The 15,527-nt window shown below is 51.3% G+C and carries 13 protein-coding genes and 1 tRNA gene; all 14 read left to right on the plus strand.

Going from position 1 to position 15,527, the window contains the following annotated elements:
• A partial coding sequence (locus ACFVYJ_RS13590; protein WP_419416146.1) for an EF-Tu C-terminal domain-related protein occupies window positions 1-87 on the plus strand: 87 nt, incomplete at its 5' end.
• 66 nt (window positions 88-153) lie between these two features.
• Window positions 154-229 (plus strand) — tRNA-Trp (locus tag ACFVYJ_RS13595).
• Window positions 230-289: 60 nt separating this feature from the next.
• Window positions 290-658, plus strand: coding sequence for a preprotein translocase subunit SecE (gene secE / locus ACFVYJ_RS13600; protein ID WP_419416157.1), 369 nt, complete (start codon window positions 290-292; stop codon window positions 656-658).
• Between the two features lie 13 nt (window positions 659-671).
• On the plus strand, window positions 672-1,205 hold the full coding sequence (gene nusG, locus ACFVYJ_RS13605; RefSeq protein WP_419416156.1) for a transcription termination/antitermination protein NusG: 534 nt from the start codon (window positions 672-674) through the stop codon (window positions 1,203-1,205).
• Between the two features lie 101 nt (window positions 1,206-1,306).
• Window positions 1,307-1,741, plus strand: a complete 435-nt coding sequence (rplK, locus tag ACFVYJ_RS13610; RefSeq protein WP_419416155.1) for a 50S ribosomal protein L11 — start codon at window positions 1,307-1,309, stop codon at window positions 1,739-1,741.
• Entirely contained in the window at window positions 1,741-2,436 is a 696-nt protein-coding gene (rplA, locus tag ACFVYJ_RS13615) for a 50S ribosomal protein L1 (protein ID WP_419416154.1), read from the plus strand. The genes rplK and rplA overlap by 1 nt, the downstream gene beginning before the upstream one ends.
• Before the next feature lie 210 nt (window positions 2,437-2,646).
• A complete protein-coding gene (gene rplJ / locus ACFVYJ_RS13620) occupies window positions 2,647-3,138 on the plus strand; it encodes a 50S ribosomal protein L10 (protein WP_419416153.1) in 492 nt (163 codons plus the stop codon).
• A 68-nt stretch (window positions 3,139-3,206) separates the two neighbouring features.
• Entirely contained in the window at window positions 3,207-3,578 is a 372-nt protein-coding gene (gene rplL / locus ACFVYJ_RS13625) for a 50S ribosomal protein L7/L12 (protein ID WP_419416152.1), read from the plus strand.
• Between the two features lie 169 nt (window positions 3,579-3,747).
• The gene (gene rpoB / locus ACFVYJ_RS13630) at window positions 3,748-7,848 is read left to right on the plus strand and encodes a DNA-directed RNA polymerase subunit beta (protein WP_419416151.1); all 4,101 of its coding nucleotides are present in this window, start codon (window positions 3,748-3,750) and stop codon (window positions 7,846-7,848) included.
• A 74-nt stretch (window positions 7,849-7,922) separates the two neighbouring features.
• A complete protein-coding gene (rpoC, locus tag ACFVYJ_RS13635; RefSeq protein WP_419416150.1) occupies window positions 7,923-12,146 on the plus strand; it encodes a DNA-directed RNA polymerase subunit beta' in 4,224 nt (1,407 codons plus the stop codon).
• Between the two features lie 129 nt (window positions 12,147-12,275).
• Window positions 12,276-12,650 (plus strand): 30S ribosomal protein S12, encoded by a 375-nt coding sequence (rpsL, locus tag ACFVYJ_RS13640; RefSeq protein WP_275817378.1) that lies wholly within the window; start codon window positions 12,276-12,278, stop codon window positions 12,648-12,650.
• A gap of 132 nt (window positions 12,651-12,782) precedes the next feature.
• Complete coding sequence (rpsG, locus tag ACFVYJ_RS13645) at window positions 12,783-13,253, plus strand: 30S ribosomal protein S7 (RefSeq protein ID WP_419416149.1); 471 nt, start codon at window positions 12,783-12,785, stop codon at window positions 13,251-13,253.
• Between the two features lie 18 nt (window positions 13,254-13,271).
• Complete coding sequence (gene fusA, locus ACFVYJ_RS13650; RefSeq protein ID WP_419416148.1) at window positions 13,272-15,365, plus strand: elongation factor G; 2,094 nt, start codon at window positions 13,272-13,274, stop codon at window positions 15,363-15,365.
• A 37-nt stretch (window positions 15,366-15,402) separates the two neighbouring features.
• Window positions 15,403-15,527 (plus strand): GTP-binding protein (locus tag ACFVYJ_RS13655; protein ID WP_419416158.1); only part of this gene is annotated, 125 nt, incomplete at its 3' end.

Genomic DNA, 15,527 nt, shown 5'->3' on the forward strand with positions numbered 1-15,527 from the left:
GTAGCCATGGAAGAAGGTCTGCGCTTCGCGATTCGTGAAGGTGGCCGTACTGTTGGTGCTGGCGTTGTATCCAAAATTGTCGAGTAAAATTCGATAATTAGGTGTTGCTATCACCTGGGGACGTCCATATAATGTGCGTCCCTATTATGCAGTAGGCCAGTGGCTCAATTGGCAGAGCAGCGGTCTCCAAAACCGCAGGTTGGGGGTTCGAGTCCCTCCTGGCCTGCCAATTCATTCTGAATTGGTATCCAACAAAGCCCAAGCTTATCGTAATCCAGAGGCCCAAGGCGTGAACGCGAAAGTGACTTCCGAAGGATCAAAATTCGATGCCCTTAAGTGGGTAGTTGTAATCGCGCTGTTGACAGTCGGTGTGGTAGGTAATTCGATGTTCGCAGAGCACTCTCTGTTGTATCGGGTTGTTGCACTGCTGGTGCTGGCGTTAGTAGCGGGTTTTGTAGCACTGCAGACTGAAAAAGGCCATGCCTTTTTTAAGCTGTTTAAAGAGGCCAAGTCAGAGATTCGTAAAGTGGTCTGGCCAACGCGTCAAGAGACTGCACAGACAACCGCGATTGTGGTTGTGGTAGTGCTGATTGTCGGGTTGATGCTCTGGGGGCTTGACTCCCTGCTGGGTTGGATTGTTTCCGGGGTAATCGGTTAAAGGGATAGGTAGCATGGCTAAGCGTTGGTATGTAGTACATGCGTACTCCGGGTACGAGAAGCGGGTGATGAATACGCTGCATGAGCGTGTCAATCTGCACGAAATGCAAGATCTGTTCGGTGATATTTTAGTGCCCACCGAAGAGGTGGTAGAGATTCGTGACGGCAAAAAGCGTAAGTCCGAGCGTAAGTTCTACCCGGGCTATGTGCTCGTGAATATGGAAATGAATGACGAGACCTGGCATCTGGTGAAAAATACACCTCATGTGCTGGGCTTTATCGGTGGTACTGCAGGCAAGCCTGCGCCTATCACTGAAGCAGAAGCGAATGAAATTCTGAATCGCGTTGAGAGTGGTGTTGATAAGCCGCGGCCGAAGACTGTGTTTGAGCCGGGTGAGATGGTGCGTGTTACTGACGGGCCGTTTGCTGACTTTAATGGCGTGGTTGAAGAGATTAATTACGAGAAGAACAAACTGCAGGTTGCGGTCTTGATCTTTGGGCGCTCAACGCCGGTTGAGTTGGATTTCAGTCAGGTCGAAAAAGGCTGATAAGAATTTTACCGGAATAACCTCAGCGATCGCTGGGGTTTTTCTGTCTTGTGAAAACGGGGAGCCTTCGGGCGCTATACCCACTAGGAGTACATTGAAAAATGGCTAAGAAAATTCAGGCTTACATCAAGCTGCAGGTGCCTGCAGGTGGTGCTAACCCTTCACCGCCGGTTGGTCCAGCATTGGGTCAGCACGGTGTGAATATCATGGAGTTCTGTAAGGCGTTCAATGCGGCTACACAAAACATTGAAAGCGGCCTGCCGACTCCGGTTGTGATTACAGTATACGCTGATCGCAGCTTCACTTTTATTACCAAAACTCCGCCAGCCTCTGTGTTGCTGAAAAAAGCAGTTGGCCTGAAGAGCGGTTCCAGTCGTCCTAACACTGAGAAGGTCGGTACTGTTACCCGTGCTCAGTTGGAAGAGATTGCTAACGTTAAAATGCCTGACCTGACTGCTGCTGATATGGACGCCGCCGTGCGTACCATCGGTGGTACTGCGCGTAGCATGGGTCTTTTGGTAGAGGGTGAAGAGTAATGGCTAAGCTGACCAAGCGCCAGAAGGCGATCAGTGAAAAAATTGAGCTAGGCAAAGCGTACCCGATCCAAGATGCGGTTGCTCTGCTGGCTGAGGTTTCTACCGTTAAGTTCAAAGAAACTGTTGAAGTTTCTGTGAACCTTGGTGTTGACCCGCGTAAATCCGACCAGGTTGTACGTGGTTCTACCGTACTGCCTAATGGTACCGGTAAAGATGTTCGTGTTGCTGTGTTTGCTCAGGGTGAAAACGCCGAGAAAGCTAAAGCAGCAGGTGCTGATGTTGTTGGTTTTGAAGACCTGGCTGAGCAGATTAAAGGCGGCGACCTGAACTTCGGTGTAGTCATTGCTACCCCGGATGCGATGCGTGTTGTTGGTCAGTTGGGTCAGGTGCTGGGTCCTCGTGGCCTGATGCCAAACCCGAAAGTTGGCACTGTAACCCCTGATGTAGAAACTGCTGTGAAAAACGCCAAAGCTGGTCAGGTGCGTTTCCGTACTGACAAAAACGGTATCATTCACGCGGGTGTTGGCAAGGTGGGTTTCGACGCGTCTGCTATCAAGCAGAACATCGAAGCTCTGGTTGCTGACCTGAAGAAGCTGAAACCAGCTTCCGCTAAGGGTGTTTATGTGAAGAAAGTAACCCTGTCGACCACTATGGGTCCAGGTCTGCTGGTTGATCAGTCTTCTCTGGAAGCTTAATCAGTAGGAAAGGTTTTTTGAGGGTCTTCTGAACCTGTTTTCAGAGATGAAGGCCGTCAAAGACCGCAGGTGAGGGTCGCTTGCGGCCCTCTTAATGGGTAACCAGCCTGCGCAGACGGTGTGATGCTGTATTTGAATCAGACCACCGTACTCGTAGCTCCGAAAGGGGCGGTTGGTAACAAGTCGAAAGACTAACTCCAGGAGTAAATTGTGGCATTAGGACTTGAAGATAAAAAAGCGATCGTCGCTGAAGTCCAGGAAGCTGCTAATGGTGCTCTGTCTGCTGTCGTTGCGGATTCCCGCGGCGTTGAAGTAGGCGATATGACTGCCCTGCGTAAGCAGGCACGCGAAGCAGGGGTATGGCTGAAAGTCGTACGTAACACCCTGGCGCGCCGTGCAGTCGAAGGTACTGATTACGCATGCTTGCAGGATGCTTTCAAAGGTCCGTCTATCATCGCTTTCTCTACCGAGCACCCCGGTGCCGGTGCGCGAATCCTTAAAGATTTCGCTAAGGGCAATGATAAGTTCGAACTGAAAGCAGCAGCTTTTGAGGGTGAGCTGGTTGATGTTGGTGTGTTGGCGAATCTGCCGACCTACGACGAAGCCATTGCCAAGCTGATGGGTTGCATGAAAGAAGCAGCCGCCGGCAAATTGGTGCGCACCATTGCTGCGATCCGCGATCAGAAAGAGCAGGCAGCCTAAGCGCTTTAGCCTTGCATTTTGAAACTGTTTTAATGGCCTTCGGGCTGACAAATATCAGGAATTGAAACATGTCTCTGACTAACGAAGATATCCTTAACGCTATTGCTGAAATGTCTGTAAAAGACGTCGTAACTCTGATTGAAGCAATGGAAGAGAAATTTGGCGTAAGCGCTGCTGCTGTAGCTGCTGGCCCTGCTGCTGGTGGCGAAGCTGCTGCTGCAGAAGAGAAAACCGAGTTTGACGTTGTTCTGACTGGTGCTGGTGACAAGAAAGTTAACGTCATCAAGGTTGTTCGTGCAGCAACTGGCCTGGGTCTGAAAGAAGCGAAAGGCATCGTTGATGGCGCTCCTTCTACCGTTAAAGAAGCTCTGAGCAAAGAAGACGCTGAAGCTCTGAAGAAAGACTTGGAAGAAGCTGGCGCTTCTGTTGAAGTTAAGTAATTGCTTCAAGTTACACCAGGCAGCTTGACTGCCTGAAGTGCTATGGCTGGTGGCTAAATGCCACCGGCCTTTTTCCGTTATTGTTTCGCTCTAAGACGTAACGGTATTTCAGAAGCCAATACCAATTGGCTCTGCCTGTAAAAATTGGTGCACTTGCTGGGGATCACTGATGGCTTATTCATACACTGAAAAGAAACGCATCCGCAAGGACTTCGGTAAATTACCGCAAGTCATGGATGTGCCCTACCTGCTGGCAATTCAGCTCGACTCTTATAAAAAGTTCCTGCAAACCGGTGTGGATGCCGGCGAGCGGTTGGACGAGGGTCTGCATGCCGCATTTAACTCTGTATTCCCTATCGTGTCCTATTCCGGCAATGCATCGCTGGAATATGTCGGCTACCGCCTGGGTGAGCCGGTATTTGATGTGAATGAATGTCAGGTGCGTGGTGTGACTTTCCATGCGCCGTTGCGAGTCAAAGTGCGTCTGGTTATTTACGACCGTGACTCCAGCACTAAAGCTGTAAAAGATATTAAAGAACAGGAAGTCTACATGGGCGAAATGCCCCTGATGACTGAAAACGGTACCTTTGTTATTAATGGTACAGAGCGTGTTATCGTATCCCAGCTGCACCGCTCTCCTGGCGTGTTTTTTGATCACGACAAAGGTAAGACTCACTCTTCCGGCAAGCTGTTGTACTCCGCGCGTATCATTCCTTACCGCGGCTCATGGCTGGATTTCGAATTTGATCCGAAAGATAATCTGTTCGTTCGTATTGACCGTCGTCGTAAACTGCCGGCCACTATCCTGCTGCGTGCTTTAGGTTATGAAGCACAGGAAATTCTCGAAATGTTCTTCGAGAACACCCAGTGGGAGCTGAGTGACGACAGCATCAATATGAAATTGGTTGCTGACCGCTTGCGCGGCGAAACTCTGTCTTTCGAAGTGAAAGATCCTAAAGGCAATGTGATTGTTGAAGCGGGTCGTCGTATTACTCCGCGCCACATTCGTCAGATGGAAAAAGCGGGCATGGAGTTCTTGTCCGTGCCAATGGAATACCTGTGTGGTAAAGCGATCGCCAGAGACTTGGTTGATGCGTCCACTGGTGAAGTGATCTGCGAATGTAACGCTGAGATTACCGAAGAGCTGGTCAAGAAAATGCGCGAAGCGGGTGTGGTGGAGTTTGAAACTCTATACACCAATGATCTCGACTGCGGTTCCTTCGTGTCTGAGACCCTGCGTGTTGACCCAACCCGCAATCAGCTGGAATCTCTGGTAGAGATCTACCGCATGATGCGTCCTGGTGAGCCGCCAACTAAAGAGTCAGCGGAAGCACTGTTTGAAAATCTGTTCTTTGCTGAAGAACGCTACGACCTGTCTGGGGTTGGTCGGATGAAGTTCAACCGCCGCCTGGGCCGTGACGATGTAGTCGGCTCCGGTGTTCTGGACAAAGAAGATATTTTGGCGGTCATGCACACCCTGATCGATATTCGTAACGGTAAAGGTACTGTTGATGATATCGACCACCTGGGTAACCGTCGTATCCGTTCTGTGGGTGAGATGGCTGAAAACCAGTTCCGTGTCGGTCTGGTACGTGTTGAGCGTGCCGTGCGTGAGCGTCTGTCGATGGCTGAATCAGACAACCTGATGCCGCAGGATCTGATCAATGCCAAGCCAGTGGCGGCTGCGATCAAAGAATTCTTTGGTTCTTCCCAGCTGTCCCAGTTTATGGACCAGAACAATCCGCTGTCAGAGATTACCCACAAACGCCGTGTTTCTGCGTTGGGCCCAGGCGGTCTGACCCGTGAACGTGCTGGCTTCGAAGTCCGTGACGTTCATCCGACACACTACGGCCGTGTCTGCCCGATCGAGACGCCGGAAGGTCCAAACATCGGTCTGATTAACTCACTGGCGGTGTTCGCGCGTACCAATGAATATGGTTTCCTGGAAACCCCATATCGCCGTGTTGTTGACAGTAAGGTAACCGATGAGCTGGATTATCTTTCTGCTATCGAAGAGAACACCTTCGTTATCGCCCAGGCCTCAGCGGCTATGGACGGTGATGGTCGTCTGACTGACGAGCTGGTAACGGTACGTCACCTGAATGAAACCACGGTAATGTCGCCGGATAAAGTCCAGTACATGGACGTGTCGCCGCGCCAGGTAGTATCTGTAGCGGCTTCCTTGATTCCGTTCCTGGAACACGACGATGCCAACCGTGCATTGATGGGTTCCAACATGCAGCGTCAGGCTGTACCAACCCTGCGTGCTGAGAAGCCGTTGGTCGGTACCGGTATCGAGCGTAACGTGGCTCAGGACTCCGGTGTGTGTGTTGTTGCCCGTCGTGGTGGTGTAATCGAATCTGTTGATGCCAGCCGCATCGTGGTGCGTGTTAATGATAATGAAGTTGTGGCCGGTGAAGCAGGTGTAGATATCTACAATCTGACTAAATACACCCGTTCCAACCAGAATACCTGTATTAACCAGCGTTCCATCGTTAATCCGGGTGACTTGGTGCAGTCCGGTGACGTGATGGCTGATGGCCCTTCTGTGGATATGGGCGAACTGGCCCTGGGTCAAAACATGCGCATCGCGTTCATGCCTTGGAATGGTTACAACTTTGAGGACTCCATTCTCATCTCCGAGCGTGTGGTTCAGGATGACCGCTTTACTACCATTCATATTCAGGAACTGACTTGTGTTGCGCGTGATACCAAGCTGGGTTCTGAAGAGATTACCTCGGATATCCCGAACGTCGGTGAGTCCGCGCTGGGTAAACTGGATGAGTCCGGTATCGTACACATCGGTGCCGAGGTAGGTCCTGGCGATATTTTGGTGGGTAAGGTGACGCCTAAGGGTGAGAGCCAGCTGACACCGGAAGAGAAACTGCTGCGTGCTATCTTCGGTGAAAAAGCATCCGATGTTAAAGACACTTCACTGCGTGTTAAGACGGGTACTGTCGGTAAGGTTATCGATGTGCAGGTCTTCACCCGTGACGGTGTGCAAAAAGATGAGCGTGCGCTGTCTATCGAGACCTCTGAGCTGGATGCGATCCGCAAAGATTTGAACGAAGAGTACCGCATTGTTGAGCAGGCGACCTTTGAACGATTGAGCAAAGTGCTGGTTGGCCTGAAAGCTGACGGTGGTGCTGGTCTGAAAAAAGGCGAAGAGCTGACGGAAGCGTTTCTGGCTGAACTGCCAAAGGCTGACTGGTTTAAAATCCGTGTCGCTGATGATGCGGCCGCTGAACAGCTTGAGCTGGCTCAGAAACAGCTGGAAGACCGTAAAGAGTCTCTGGAGCGTCGCTTCGAAGACAAGAAAGGCAAGCTGCAGACCGGAGATGATCTGGCGCCAGGCGTGCTGAAAATTGTTAAGGTTTATGTTGCCACCAAGCGTCGCGTACAGCCAGGTGACAAGATGGCTGGCCGTCACGGTAACAAGGGTGTTATCTCCGTTATCATGCCGGTAGAAGACATGCCATACGATGAGAACGGTGAGCCGGTTGATATCGTGCTTAACCCGCTGGGTGTACCGTCGCGTATGAACGTTGGTCAGATCCTGGAAACCCATATGGGTATGGCTGCTAAAGGTCTGGGTCGTCGTATTGATGAGATGCTGCAGCAGGAACGCCAGCGTGCGGAGACTGTGAAGGAAGTTCGTGGCTTCCTGCATCAGATTTACAATGCTGACCTGGGTGCTGGCATGAACAGCCGTACCGAAGACCTGGATAACTTCACCGATGAAGAAGTGCTGGTGTTGGCCGGTAACCTGAGTAGCGGTGTGCCATTGGCAACACCAGCGTTTGATGGTGCTAAGGAAGTGGAGATCAAATCTCTGCTGCGCTTGGCAGGCCTGAACGATTCTGGTCAGTGTGTGCTGTTTGACGGTCGTACCGGCGAGCAGTTCGACCGTCCGGTGACTGTTGGTTACATGTACATGCTGAAGCTGAACCACTTGGTAGACGATAAGATGCACGCACGTTCTACCGGTTCTTACAGTCTAGTTACTCAGCAACCGTTGGGTGGTAAGGCGCAGTTTGGTGGCCAGCGCTTTGGTGAGATGGAGGTATGGGCACTGGAAGCATACGGTGCTGCTTATACTCTGCAGGAAATGCTGACCGTGAAGTCCGATGACGTGAATGGCCGTACCAAGATGTATAAAAACATCGTGGATGGCGATCACCGGATGGAGCCGGGCATGCCGGAATCCTTCAACGTGCTCATCAAAGAAATTCGCTCTCTCGGTATCGATATCGAGCTGGAAAGCGAATAAAGGGCATATCCGAATACCAGGCGGGGGCCGCGTACCGCGGCCTTAAGCAAGAACTCCGTTAGGAGCTTGATAGAATGAAAGATCTGTTGAATCTGCTGAAAACCCAGGGTCAATCTGAAGAGTTTGACTCTATCCGTATCACCCTGGCCTCTCCGGACATGATCCGTTCCTGGTCCTTTGGTGAGGTGAAAAAGCCGGAAACTATCAACTACCGTACCTTTAAGCCAGAGCGTGAAGGTCTGTTCTGTGCCAAGATATTTGGCCCGGTAAAAGATTACGAGTGCCTATGCGGTAAGTACAAGCGCATGAAGCACCGTGGTGTGATCTGTGAAAAGTGTGGCGTTGAAGTTACGCTGGCTAAAGTGCGTCGTGAGCGCATGGGTCACATCGAACTGGCATCACCAGTTGCTCATATCTGGTTCCTGAAGTCGCTGCCGTCCCGTATCGGTCTGCTGCTGGATATGACTCTGCGTGACATCGAGCGCGTGCTGTATTTTGAATCATTTGTGGTGATCGATCCGGGTATGACAACTCTGGAACGTGGTCAGCTCATGAATGATGAGCAGTACTTCGAAGCGCTGGAAGAGTTCGGTGATGACTTTGATGCCCGCATGGGTGCTGAAGCGGTTAAAGAGCTGCTGTCATCCATCGAGCTGGAAGAAGAAGTTAATCGTCTGCGTGAAGAACTGCCGCAGACGAACTCTGAAACCAAAATCAAAAAGCTGTCCAAGCGTCTGAAGCTGCTGGAAGCCTTCTACAAGTCCGGTAACAAGCCGGAGTGGATGGTGATGGAAGTGCTGCCGGTACTGCCACCAGATCTGCGCCCGCTGGTACCGCTGGATGGTGGTCGTTTCGCGACCTCTGATCTGAACGACCTGTACCGTCGGGTTATTAACCGTAACAACCGACTGAAGCGTCTGCTGGATCTGAACGCACCGGATATCATCGTGCGTAACGAGAAGCGCATGCTGCAGGAATCTGTTGACGCGTTGCTGGATAACGGCCGTCGTGGTCGTGCCATCACCGGTTCCAATAAGCGTCCGTTGAAATCCCTGGCTGACATGATCAAAGGTAAGCAGGGGCGTTTCCGTCAGAACCTGCTGGGTAAGCGAGTAGACTACTCTGGCCGTTCGGTCATCGTGGTAGGTCCTTATCTGCGTCTGCATCAGTGTGGTCTGCCGAAGAAAATGGCGCTGGAGCTGTTCAAGCCGTTTATCTTCTCCAAGCTGGAACTGCGCGGACATGCCACCACCATTAAAGCCGCCAAGAAAATGGTTGAGCGGGAAGAGGCACTGGTCTGGGATATTCTGGATGAAGTTATCCGTGAACATCCGGTACTGCTGAACCGTGCTCCGACGCTGCACCGTCTGGGTATCCAGGCATTTGAGCCGGTATTGATCGAAGGTAAGGCGATTCAGCTGCACCCACTGGTGTGTGCGGCGTATAACGCTGACTTTGACGGCGACCAGATGGCGGTACACGTGCCGCTGACGCTGGAAGCCCAGCTGGAAGCTCGTGCTCTGATGATGTCTACCAACAACATCCTGTCACCCGCTAACGGCGAGCCGATTATCGTACCGTCTCAGGACGTGGTACTGGGTCTGTATTACATGACCCGTGAGCGTGTAAATGCTCAGGGTGAAGGGCGTATCTTTGCTGACATTGAAGAAGTTGAACGCGCTCACGGTGCTGGTGTGCTGGACTTGCAGGCGAAAATCAAAGTGCGTATTCAGGAAACCATTCGTGATATCGAAGGTAATCTGGAGACTCTGACCAGCCTGAAAGAAACCACTGCTGGTCGTGCTTTGCTGTTCGCAATCGTACCAGCAGGCCTGCCATTCGAGCTGGTTGACCAGCCGATGAAGAAAAAGTCGATCTCTCGCTTGCTAAACGAAGCGTATCGTCGCTGTGGTCTGAAAGATACGGTTATCTTTGCTGACCAGCTGATGTACAAAGGCTTCCGGCAGGCAACCATGTCGGGTGTCTCTATCGGTGTTAACGACTTCGAAATTCCGAACGAGAAAGCCAACATCATTGATGATGCTGAAGCTGAAGTAATGGATATCGAGCGTCAGTTCTCTGAAGGTCTGGTAACTCAGGGCGAGAAATACAACAAGGTTATCGACATCTGGTCCCGCGCTAATGAGCTGCTGGCCAAAAAGATGATGGAAAACCTGAAAACCGAGCCGGTCGTTACTAAAGACGGTGAAGTGTCCGAGCAGGAATCTTTCAACTCGGTTTACATGATGGCCGACTCCGGTGCTCGTGGTAGTGCTGCTCAGATTCGTCAGCTGGCGGGTATGCGTGGTCTGATGGCCAAGCCGGATGGTTCTATCATCGAAACGCCAATCACCGCAAACTTCCGTGAAGGCCTGAACGTACTGCAGTACTTCATCTCGACCCACGGTGCGCGTAAAGGTCTGGCGGATACCGCACTGAAAACTGCGAACTCCGGTTACCTGACTCGCCGTCTGGTAGACGTCGCACAGGACGTTGTTATTACCGAACACGATTGTGGCACTGAAAACGGTGTACAGATGTATCCGCTGATTGAAGGTGGTGACGTCGTGGTTGCGCTGGGTGATCGGGTGCTGGGTCGTGTCGTAGCTACCGACGTACTGGACCCATCCGGTAAAGATGTACTGATTGAAGCAGGCACGCTGATCGATGAAGCCTGGAAGTATCGTCTGGAAAATGACGAGCAATACTCTTCAATCGATGAAATTACAGTGCGCAGTGCTATCGCTTGTCGTACCCGTCACGGTATCTGTGCCAAATGTTACGGCCGTGATCTGGGTCGTGGCCACTTGGTTAACCCGGGTGAGGCAGTCGGTGTTATTGCTGCCCAGTCTATCGGTGAGCCGGGTACTCAGCTGACCATGCGTACCTTCCATATCGGTGGTGCCGCATCTCGAGCAGCTGCAGTTGACAGTATTCAGGTGAAGAATGGCGGTGAGATCCGTCTGCATAACCTGAAATTTGTAGAGCGCGCTGACGGTAATCTGGTTGCGACTTCCCGTTCCGGTGAGCTGGGTGTGACCGATGAGCATGGTCGTGAGCGTGAGCGCTACAAGTTGCCGTACGGTTCTGTGATCAAGGTAAGTGACGGTAGTCAGGTTGCGGCCGGCGATATTGTTGCCAACTGGGACCCGCATACTCACCCAATTATCGCGGAAGTGTCGGGTACCATTGAAATGGCTGGTATCGAAGACGGTATTACCGTTAAGACCCAGACCGATGAGCTGACGGGGCTGTCCACTACTGAAGTGCTGGAAATGAAAGACCGTCCGCAGGCCGGACGTGATGTGCGGCCACTGATCAAGCTGATGGATGTCGATGGCAATGAAGTCGTACATCCAGGCACCGATTCTGTTGCGCAATACCTGCTGCCGGAAAAAGCCATTATGAACCTGTCCGGCGGTGCTGCCGTGCAGGTAGGTGACGTACTGGCGCGTATCCCGCAGGAAGGTTCTGTGAACAAGGATATCACCGGTGGTCTGCCGCGTGTTGCTGACCTGTTCGAAGCACGTAAGCCTAAAGAGTCTGCAATTCTGGCGGAAGTGTCGGGTATTGTCGGCTTCGGTAAAGAAACTAAAGGTAAAAAACGTCTGGTGATTTCTCCGTCCGATGCGGATCCGGTAGAAACCATGATTCAGAAATGGCGTAACCTGAACGTATTTGAAGGTGAGCAGGTTGAGAAGGGTGAGGTTATCTCCGATGGCCCATCCAACCCGCACGATATTCTGCGTATTCAGGGTGTTGAAGAACTGGCTAAATACATCGTTGGAGAGATTCAGGATGTATACCGTCTGCAGGGTGTAGGCATCAATGACAAGCATATCGAAGTGATTGTGCGTCAGATGCTGCGCAAGGTTGAGATTGTCTCTTCCGGCGATTCCACCTTTATTCCGGGTGACCAGGTTGAATACCAGGCGGTACTGGCAGAAAACGAAGAGCTGGAAGCAGCAGGTAAGATCCCGGCTAAGTACGATCGTGTCTTGCTGGGTATCACCAAAGCTTCACTGGCAACTGAATCCTTTATCTCTGCGGCGTCCTTCCAGGAAACTACCCGCGTACTGACTGAGGGTGCGGTAACCGGTAAGCAGGACTTCCTGCGGGGTCTGAAAGAAAACGTAGTGGTTGGCCGTCTGATTCCGGCCGGTTCCGGTCTGGCGTATCACGATGAGCGTAAGCGCAAACGTGCTCAGCCAGCAGAGTCTGCTACGACTGTCAGCGCAGAAGAAGTACAACAGGCATTGACCGAAGCATTGAATGCTTCAATGCCTGACAGTGAATAAGGGTTGATTAAATCCTGTTCATTGATTGCGAATTGGGGCGGAATTGATTAAAATTCCGCCCCCTTTGTGACTGGATTGAAAAATTCAGTCTTTTTGTTGGTGTTAATTAAAAAACGTGGAGTTTGCTTAATGGCAACGATTAACCAGTTGGTACGTAAACCACGTAAACGCAAAGTTCAGCCTAGCGATGTTCGTGCATTGCAGGGTTGTCCTCAGCGTCGTGGCGTATGTACCCGTGTTTACACCACTACCCCGAAAAAACCGAACTCAGCATTGCGTAAAGTATGTCGTGTTCGTTTGACCAACGGCTTCGAGGTTGCTTCCTACATTGGTGGTGAAGGTCACAACCTGCAGGAGCATAGCGTTGTTCTGATTCGTGGTGGTCGTGTTAAGGACCTTCCAGGTGTGCGTTATCACACAGTACGTGGTGCACTGGACTGCTCTGGCGTTAATGAACGCAAACAGGGTCGTTCTAAGTACGGTACTAAGCGTCCTAAATCTTAATCGTCGTCCCTGCGGCGCGGCGCGATAGTGGATTTCTGATCCCTGTCAGGCTAACCCGGAAACACGGTAAGAGTAAGGCCAGATTAATATCTGGAAAACCTGAAGACCTTTTAATGAATTGAGGGCTTATCAATGCCTAGAAGACGCGTCGCTGCAAAGCGCGAAATACTGCCGGATCCAAAATTCGGTAACACAGTTCTGGCTAAATTTATTAACCATGTAATGGTTAGCGGCAAGAAATCTGTCGCTGAAAAGATTGTTTATGGTGCGCTGGATAAGATCCAGGAACGTACCAGCCAGGACCCACTTGAGCTGTTCGAAAAAGCACTGGAAGCGATCCAGCCTGCGGTTGAGGTTAAATCTCGCCGCGTGGGTGGTGCTACCTACCAGGTGCCTGTAGAAGTGCGCCCGTCCCGCCGTATGGCCTTGGCTATGCGCTGGATCGTAGATTCTGCTCGTAAACGTGGTGAGAAATCCATGGCGTTGCGTCTGGCCGGTGAGCTGGCGGATGCTGCGGAAGGTCGCGGTGCTGCTGTGAAGAAACGTGAAGACGTTCACCGTATGGCTGAAGCGAACAAAGCATTCGCTCACTATCGTTTCTAATCTACAGAGGATTGAGTCGTGGCTCGTAAAACACCTATCGCACGCTACCGTAATATCGGTATATGTGCGCACGTAGACGCTGGTAAGACTACTACTACCGAGCGCGTACTGTTCTACACCGGTCTGTCTCATAAGATCGGTGAAGTACATGACGGTGCGGCTACCATGGACTGGATGGAGCAGGAGCAGGAGCGTGGTATTACCATCACCTCTGCTGCGACCACTTGTTTCTGGAGCGGTATGAACCAGCAGTTCAATGAGCATCGCGTAAACATCATCGACACTCCTGGACACGTTGACTTTACCATTGAGGTAGAGCGTTCTCTGCGTGTTCTGGATGGCGCGGTCGTTGTACTGTGTGCGTCCTCTGGCGTACAGCCTCAGACTGAGACTGTTTGGCGTCAGGCGAACAAATATGAAGTACCTCGCATGGTATTCGTCAATAAGATGGACCGTGCCGGTGCAGACTTCTTTATGGTTGAATCTCAGCTGAAAGAACGTCTGGGCTGTAATGCTGTACCGATCAATTTCCCGATCGGCGCGGAAGATGAGTTCAAAGGCGTTGTTGACCTGGTCCGCATGAAAGCCATTATGTGGAACGAAGAAGATCAGGGTATGACCTATGAGCTGGAAGATATTCCGGCTGATCTGCAGGCAAAAGCTGATGAACTGCGTGAGCATATGGTAGAAGCTGCGGCTGAAGCCAATGAAGAGCTGATGGAAAAGTACCTTGAAGAAGGTGAGCTGACCGATGAAGAGATCAAGCTTGGCTTGCGTAGCCGTACTCTGGATAACGATATTGTTCTGATGTTGGCAGGTTCTGCCTTCAAGAACAAAGGCGTTCAGGCAATGTTGGATGCTGTTATCGAGTACATGCCTTCGCCGGTAGAAGTTAAGGCAATTGAAGGTACTCTGGATGATGCAGACCAGAGTCTTGCGAAGCGTGAAGCTGATGACAGTGCACCGTTTTCGGCATTGGCATTTAAAATCGCAACTGACCCATTTGTGGGTACCTTGACGTTCGTACGTGTCTATTCCGGTGTTCTGAACTCCGGTGACAGCGTAATGAACTCTGTTAAAAGTAAGAAAGAGCGTGTCGGCCGTATGGTGCAGATGCACTCTAACAACCGTGAAGAGATCAAAGAAGTCCGGGCGGGTGACATTGCTGCGCTGATCGGTATGAAAGACGTAACTACGGGTGACACTCTGTGTGACCTAAACGACGTTATCGTACTGGAGCGTATGGAATTCCCAGATCCGGTAATCTCTGTTGCGGTTGAGCCAAAATCTAAGGCTGACCAGGAAAAAATGGGTATCGCGCTGGGTAAACTGGCTCAGGAAGATCCCTCTTTCCGCGTTGAGACCGACCAGGAAACTGGCCAGACTATCATCTCCGGTATGGGTGAGCTGCACCTGGATATTCTCGTTGATCGTATGAAGCGTGAATTCAAGGTTGAGGCCAACATTGGTAAGCCTCAGGTGGCCTATCGTGAGAAGATTCGCCAGTCTATTGAAGCAAACCACAAGTTTGCCCGTCAGTCTGGTGGTCGTGGTCAGTACGGTCACGTTGTGATCGAATTCAGCCCATCTGATGATGAAGGTCTGGAGTTCGTCAACGAGATCGTCGGTGGTTCAATTCCGAAGGAATACATCCCAGCGGTACAAAAAGGTATCGAAGAGCAGATGAAGAACGGTGTTATCGCCGGCTATCCGCTGATCGGCCTGAAGGCTCGTCTGTATGATGGTTCTTTCCATGAAGTTGACTCCAACGAAATGGCGTTTAAAATCGCAGCATCTCAGGCTCTTAAGAAGTATGCGCAGCAGGCTAGTCCTTGTCTGCTTGAGCCAATGATGCAGGTGGAAGTTGTTACTCCAGAAGACTACATGGGCGATGTAATGGGCGACCTGAACCGTCGTCGTGGCCTGGTGCAGGGTATGGAAGACAGCTCTACTGGTAAGATCATCCGTGCTCAGGTGCCGTTGGGTGAAATGTTCGGTTATGCAACCGATCTGCGCTCTGCGACCCAGGGTCGTGCGACTTACTCCATGGAATTCGCTGATTACGCTGAAGCACCGCAGAATATTGCTGAAGCGGTTATTAATCAGAACTAAATTTTCGCCTAATTACTTGTTTAAGAGGTAATAAAAAGTGGCTAAAGCACAATTTGAACGTTCCAAACCGCATGTAAACGTAGGCACTATCGGCCACGTTGACCACGGTAAAACTACCCTGACCGCAGCACTGACTCGCGTATGCGCAGAAGTATGGGGCGG

Origin of the sequence: Pontibacter sp. JAM-7, from assembly GCF_048548695.2 — a bacterium.
Classification (GTDB): domain Bacteria; phylum Pseudomonadota; class Gammaproteobacteria; order Pseudomonadales; family Balneatricaceae; genus Neptuniibacter.

Bases quoted from the DNA above. Each gene is read 5' to 3' on its own strand.
- nusG (WP_419416156.1), top strand. From the start codon at position 672: ATGGCTAAGCGTTGGTATGTAGTACATGCGTACTCCGGGTACGAGAAG.
- rplK (WP_419416155.1), top strand. From the start codon at position 1,307: ATGGCTAAGAAAATTCAGGCTTACATCAAGCTGCAGGTGCCTGCAGGT.
- rplA (WP_419416154.1), top strand. From the start codon at position 1,741: ATGGCTAAGCTGACCAAGCGCCAGAAGGCGATCAGTGAAAAAATTGAG.
- rplL (WP_419416152.1), top strand. From the start codon at position 3,207: ATGTCTCTGACTAACGAAGATATCCTTAACGCTATTGCTGAAATGTCT.
- rpoB (WP_419416151.1), top strand. From the start codon at position 3,748: ATGGCTTATTCATACACTGAAAAGAAACGCATCCGCAAGGACTTCGGT.
- rpoC (WP_419416150.1), top strand. From the start codon at position 7,923: ATGAAAGATCTGTTGAATCTGCTGAAAACCCAGGGTCAATCTGAAGAG.
- rpsL (WP_275817378.1), top strand. From the start codon at position 12,276: ATGGCAACGATTAACCAGTTGGTACGTAAACCACGTAAACGCAAAGTT.
- rpsG (WP_419416149.1), top strand. From the start codon at position 12,783: ATGCCTAGAAGACGCGTCGCTGCAAAGCGCGAAATACTGCCGGATCCA.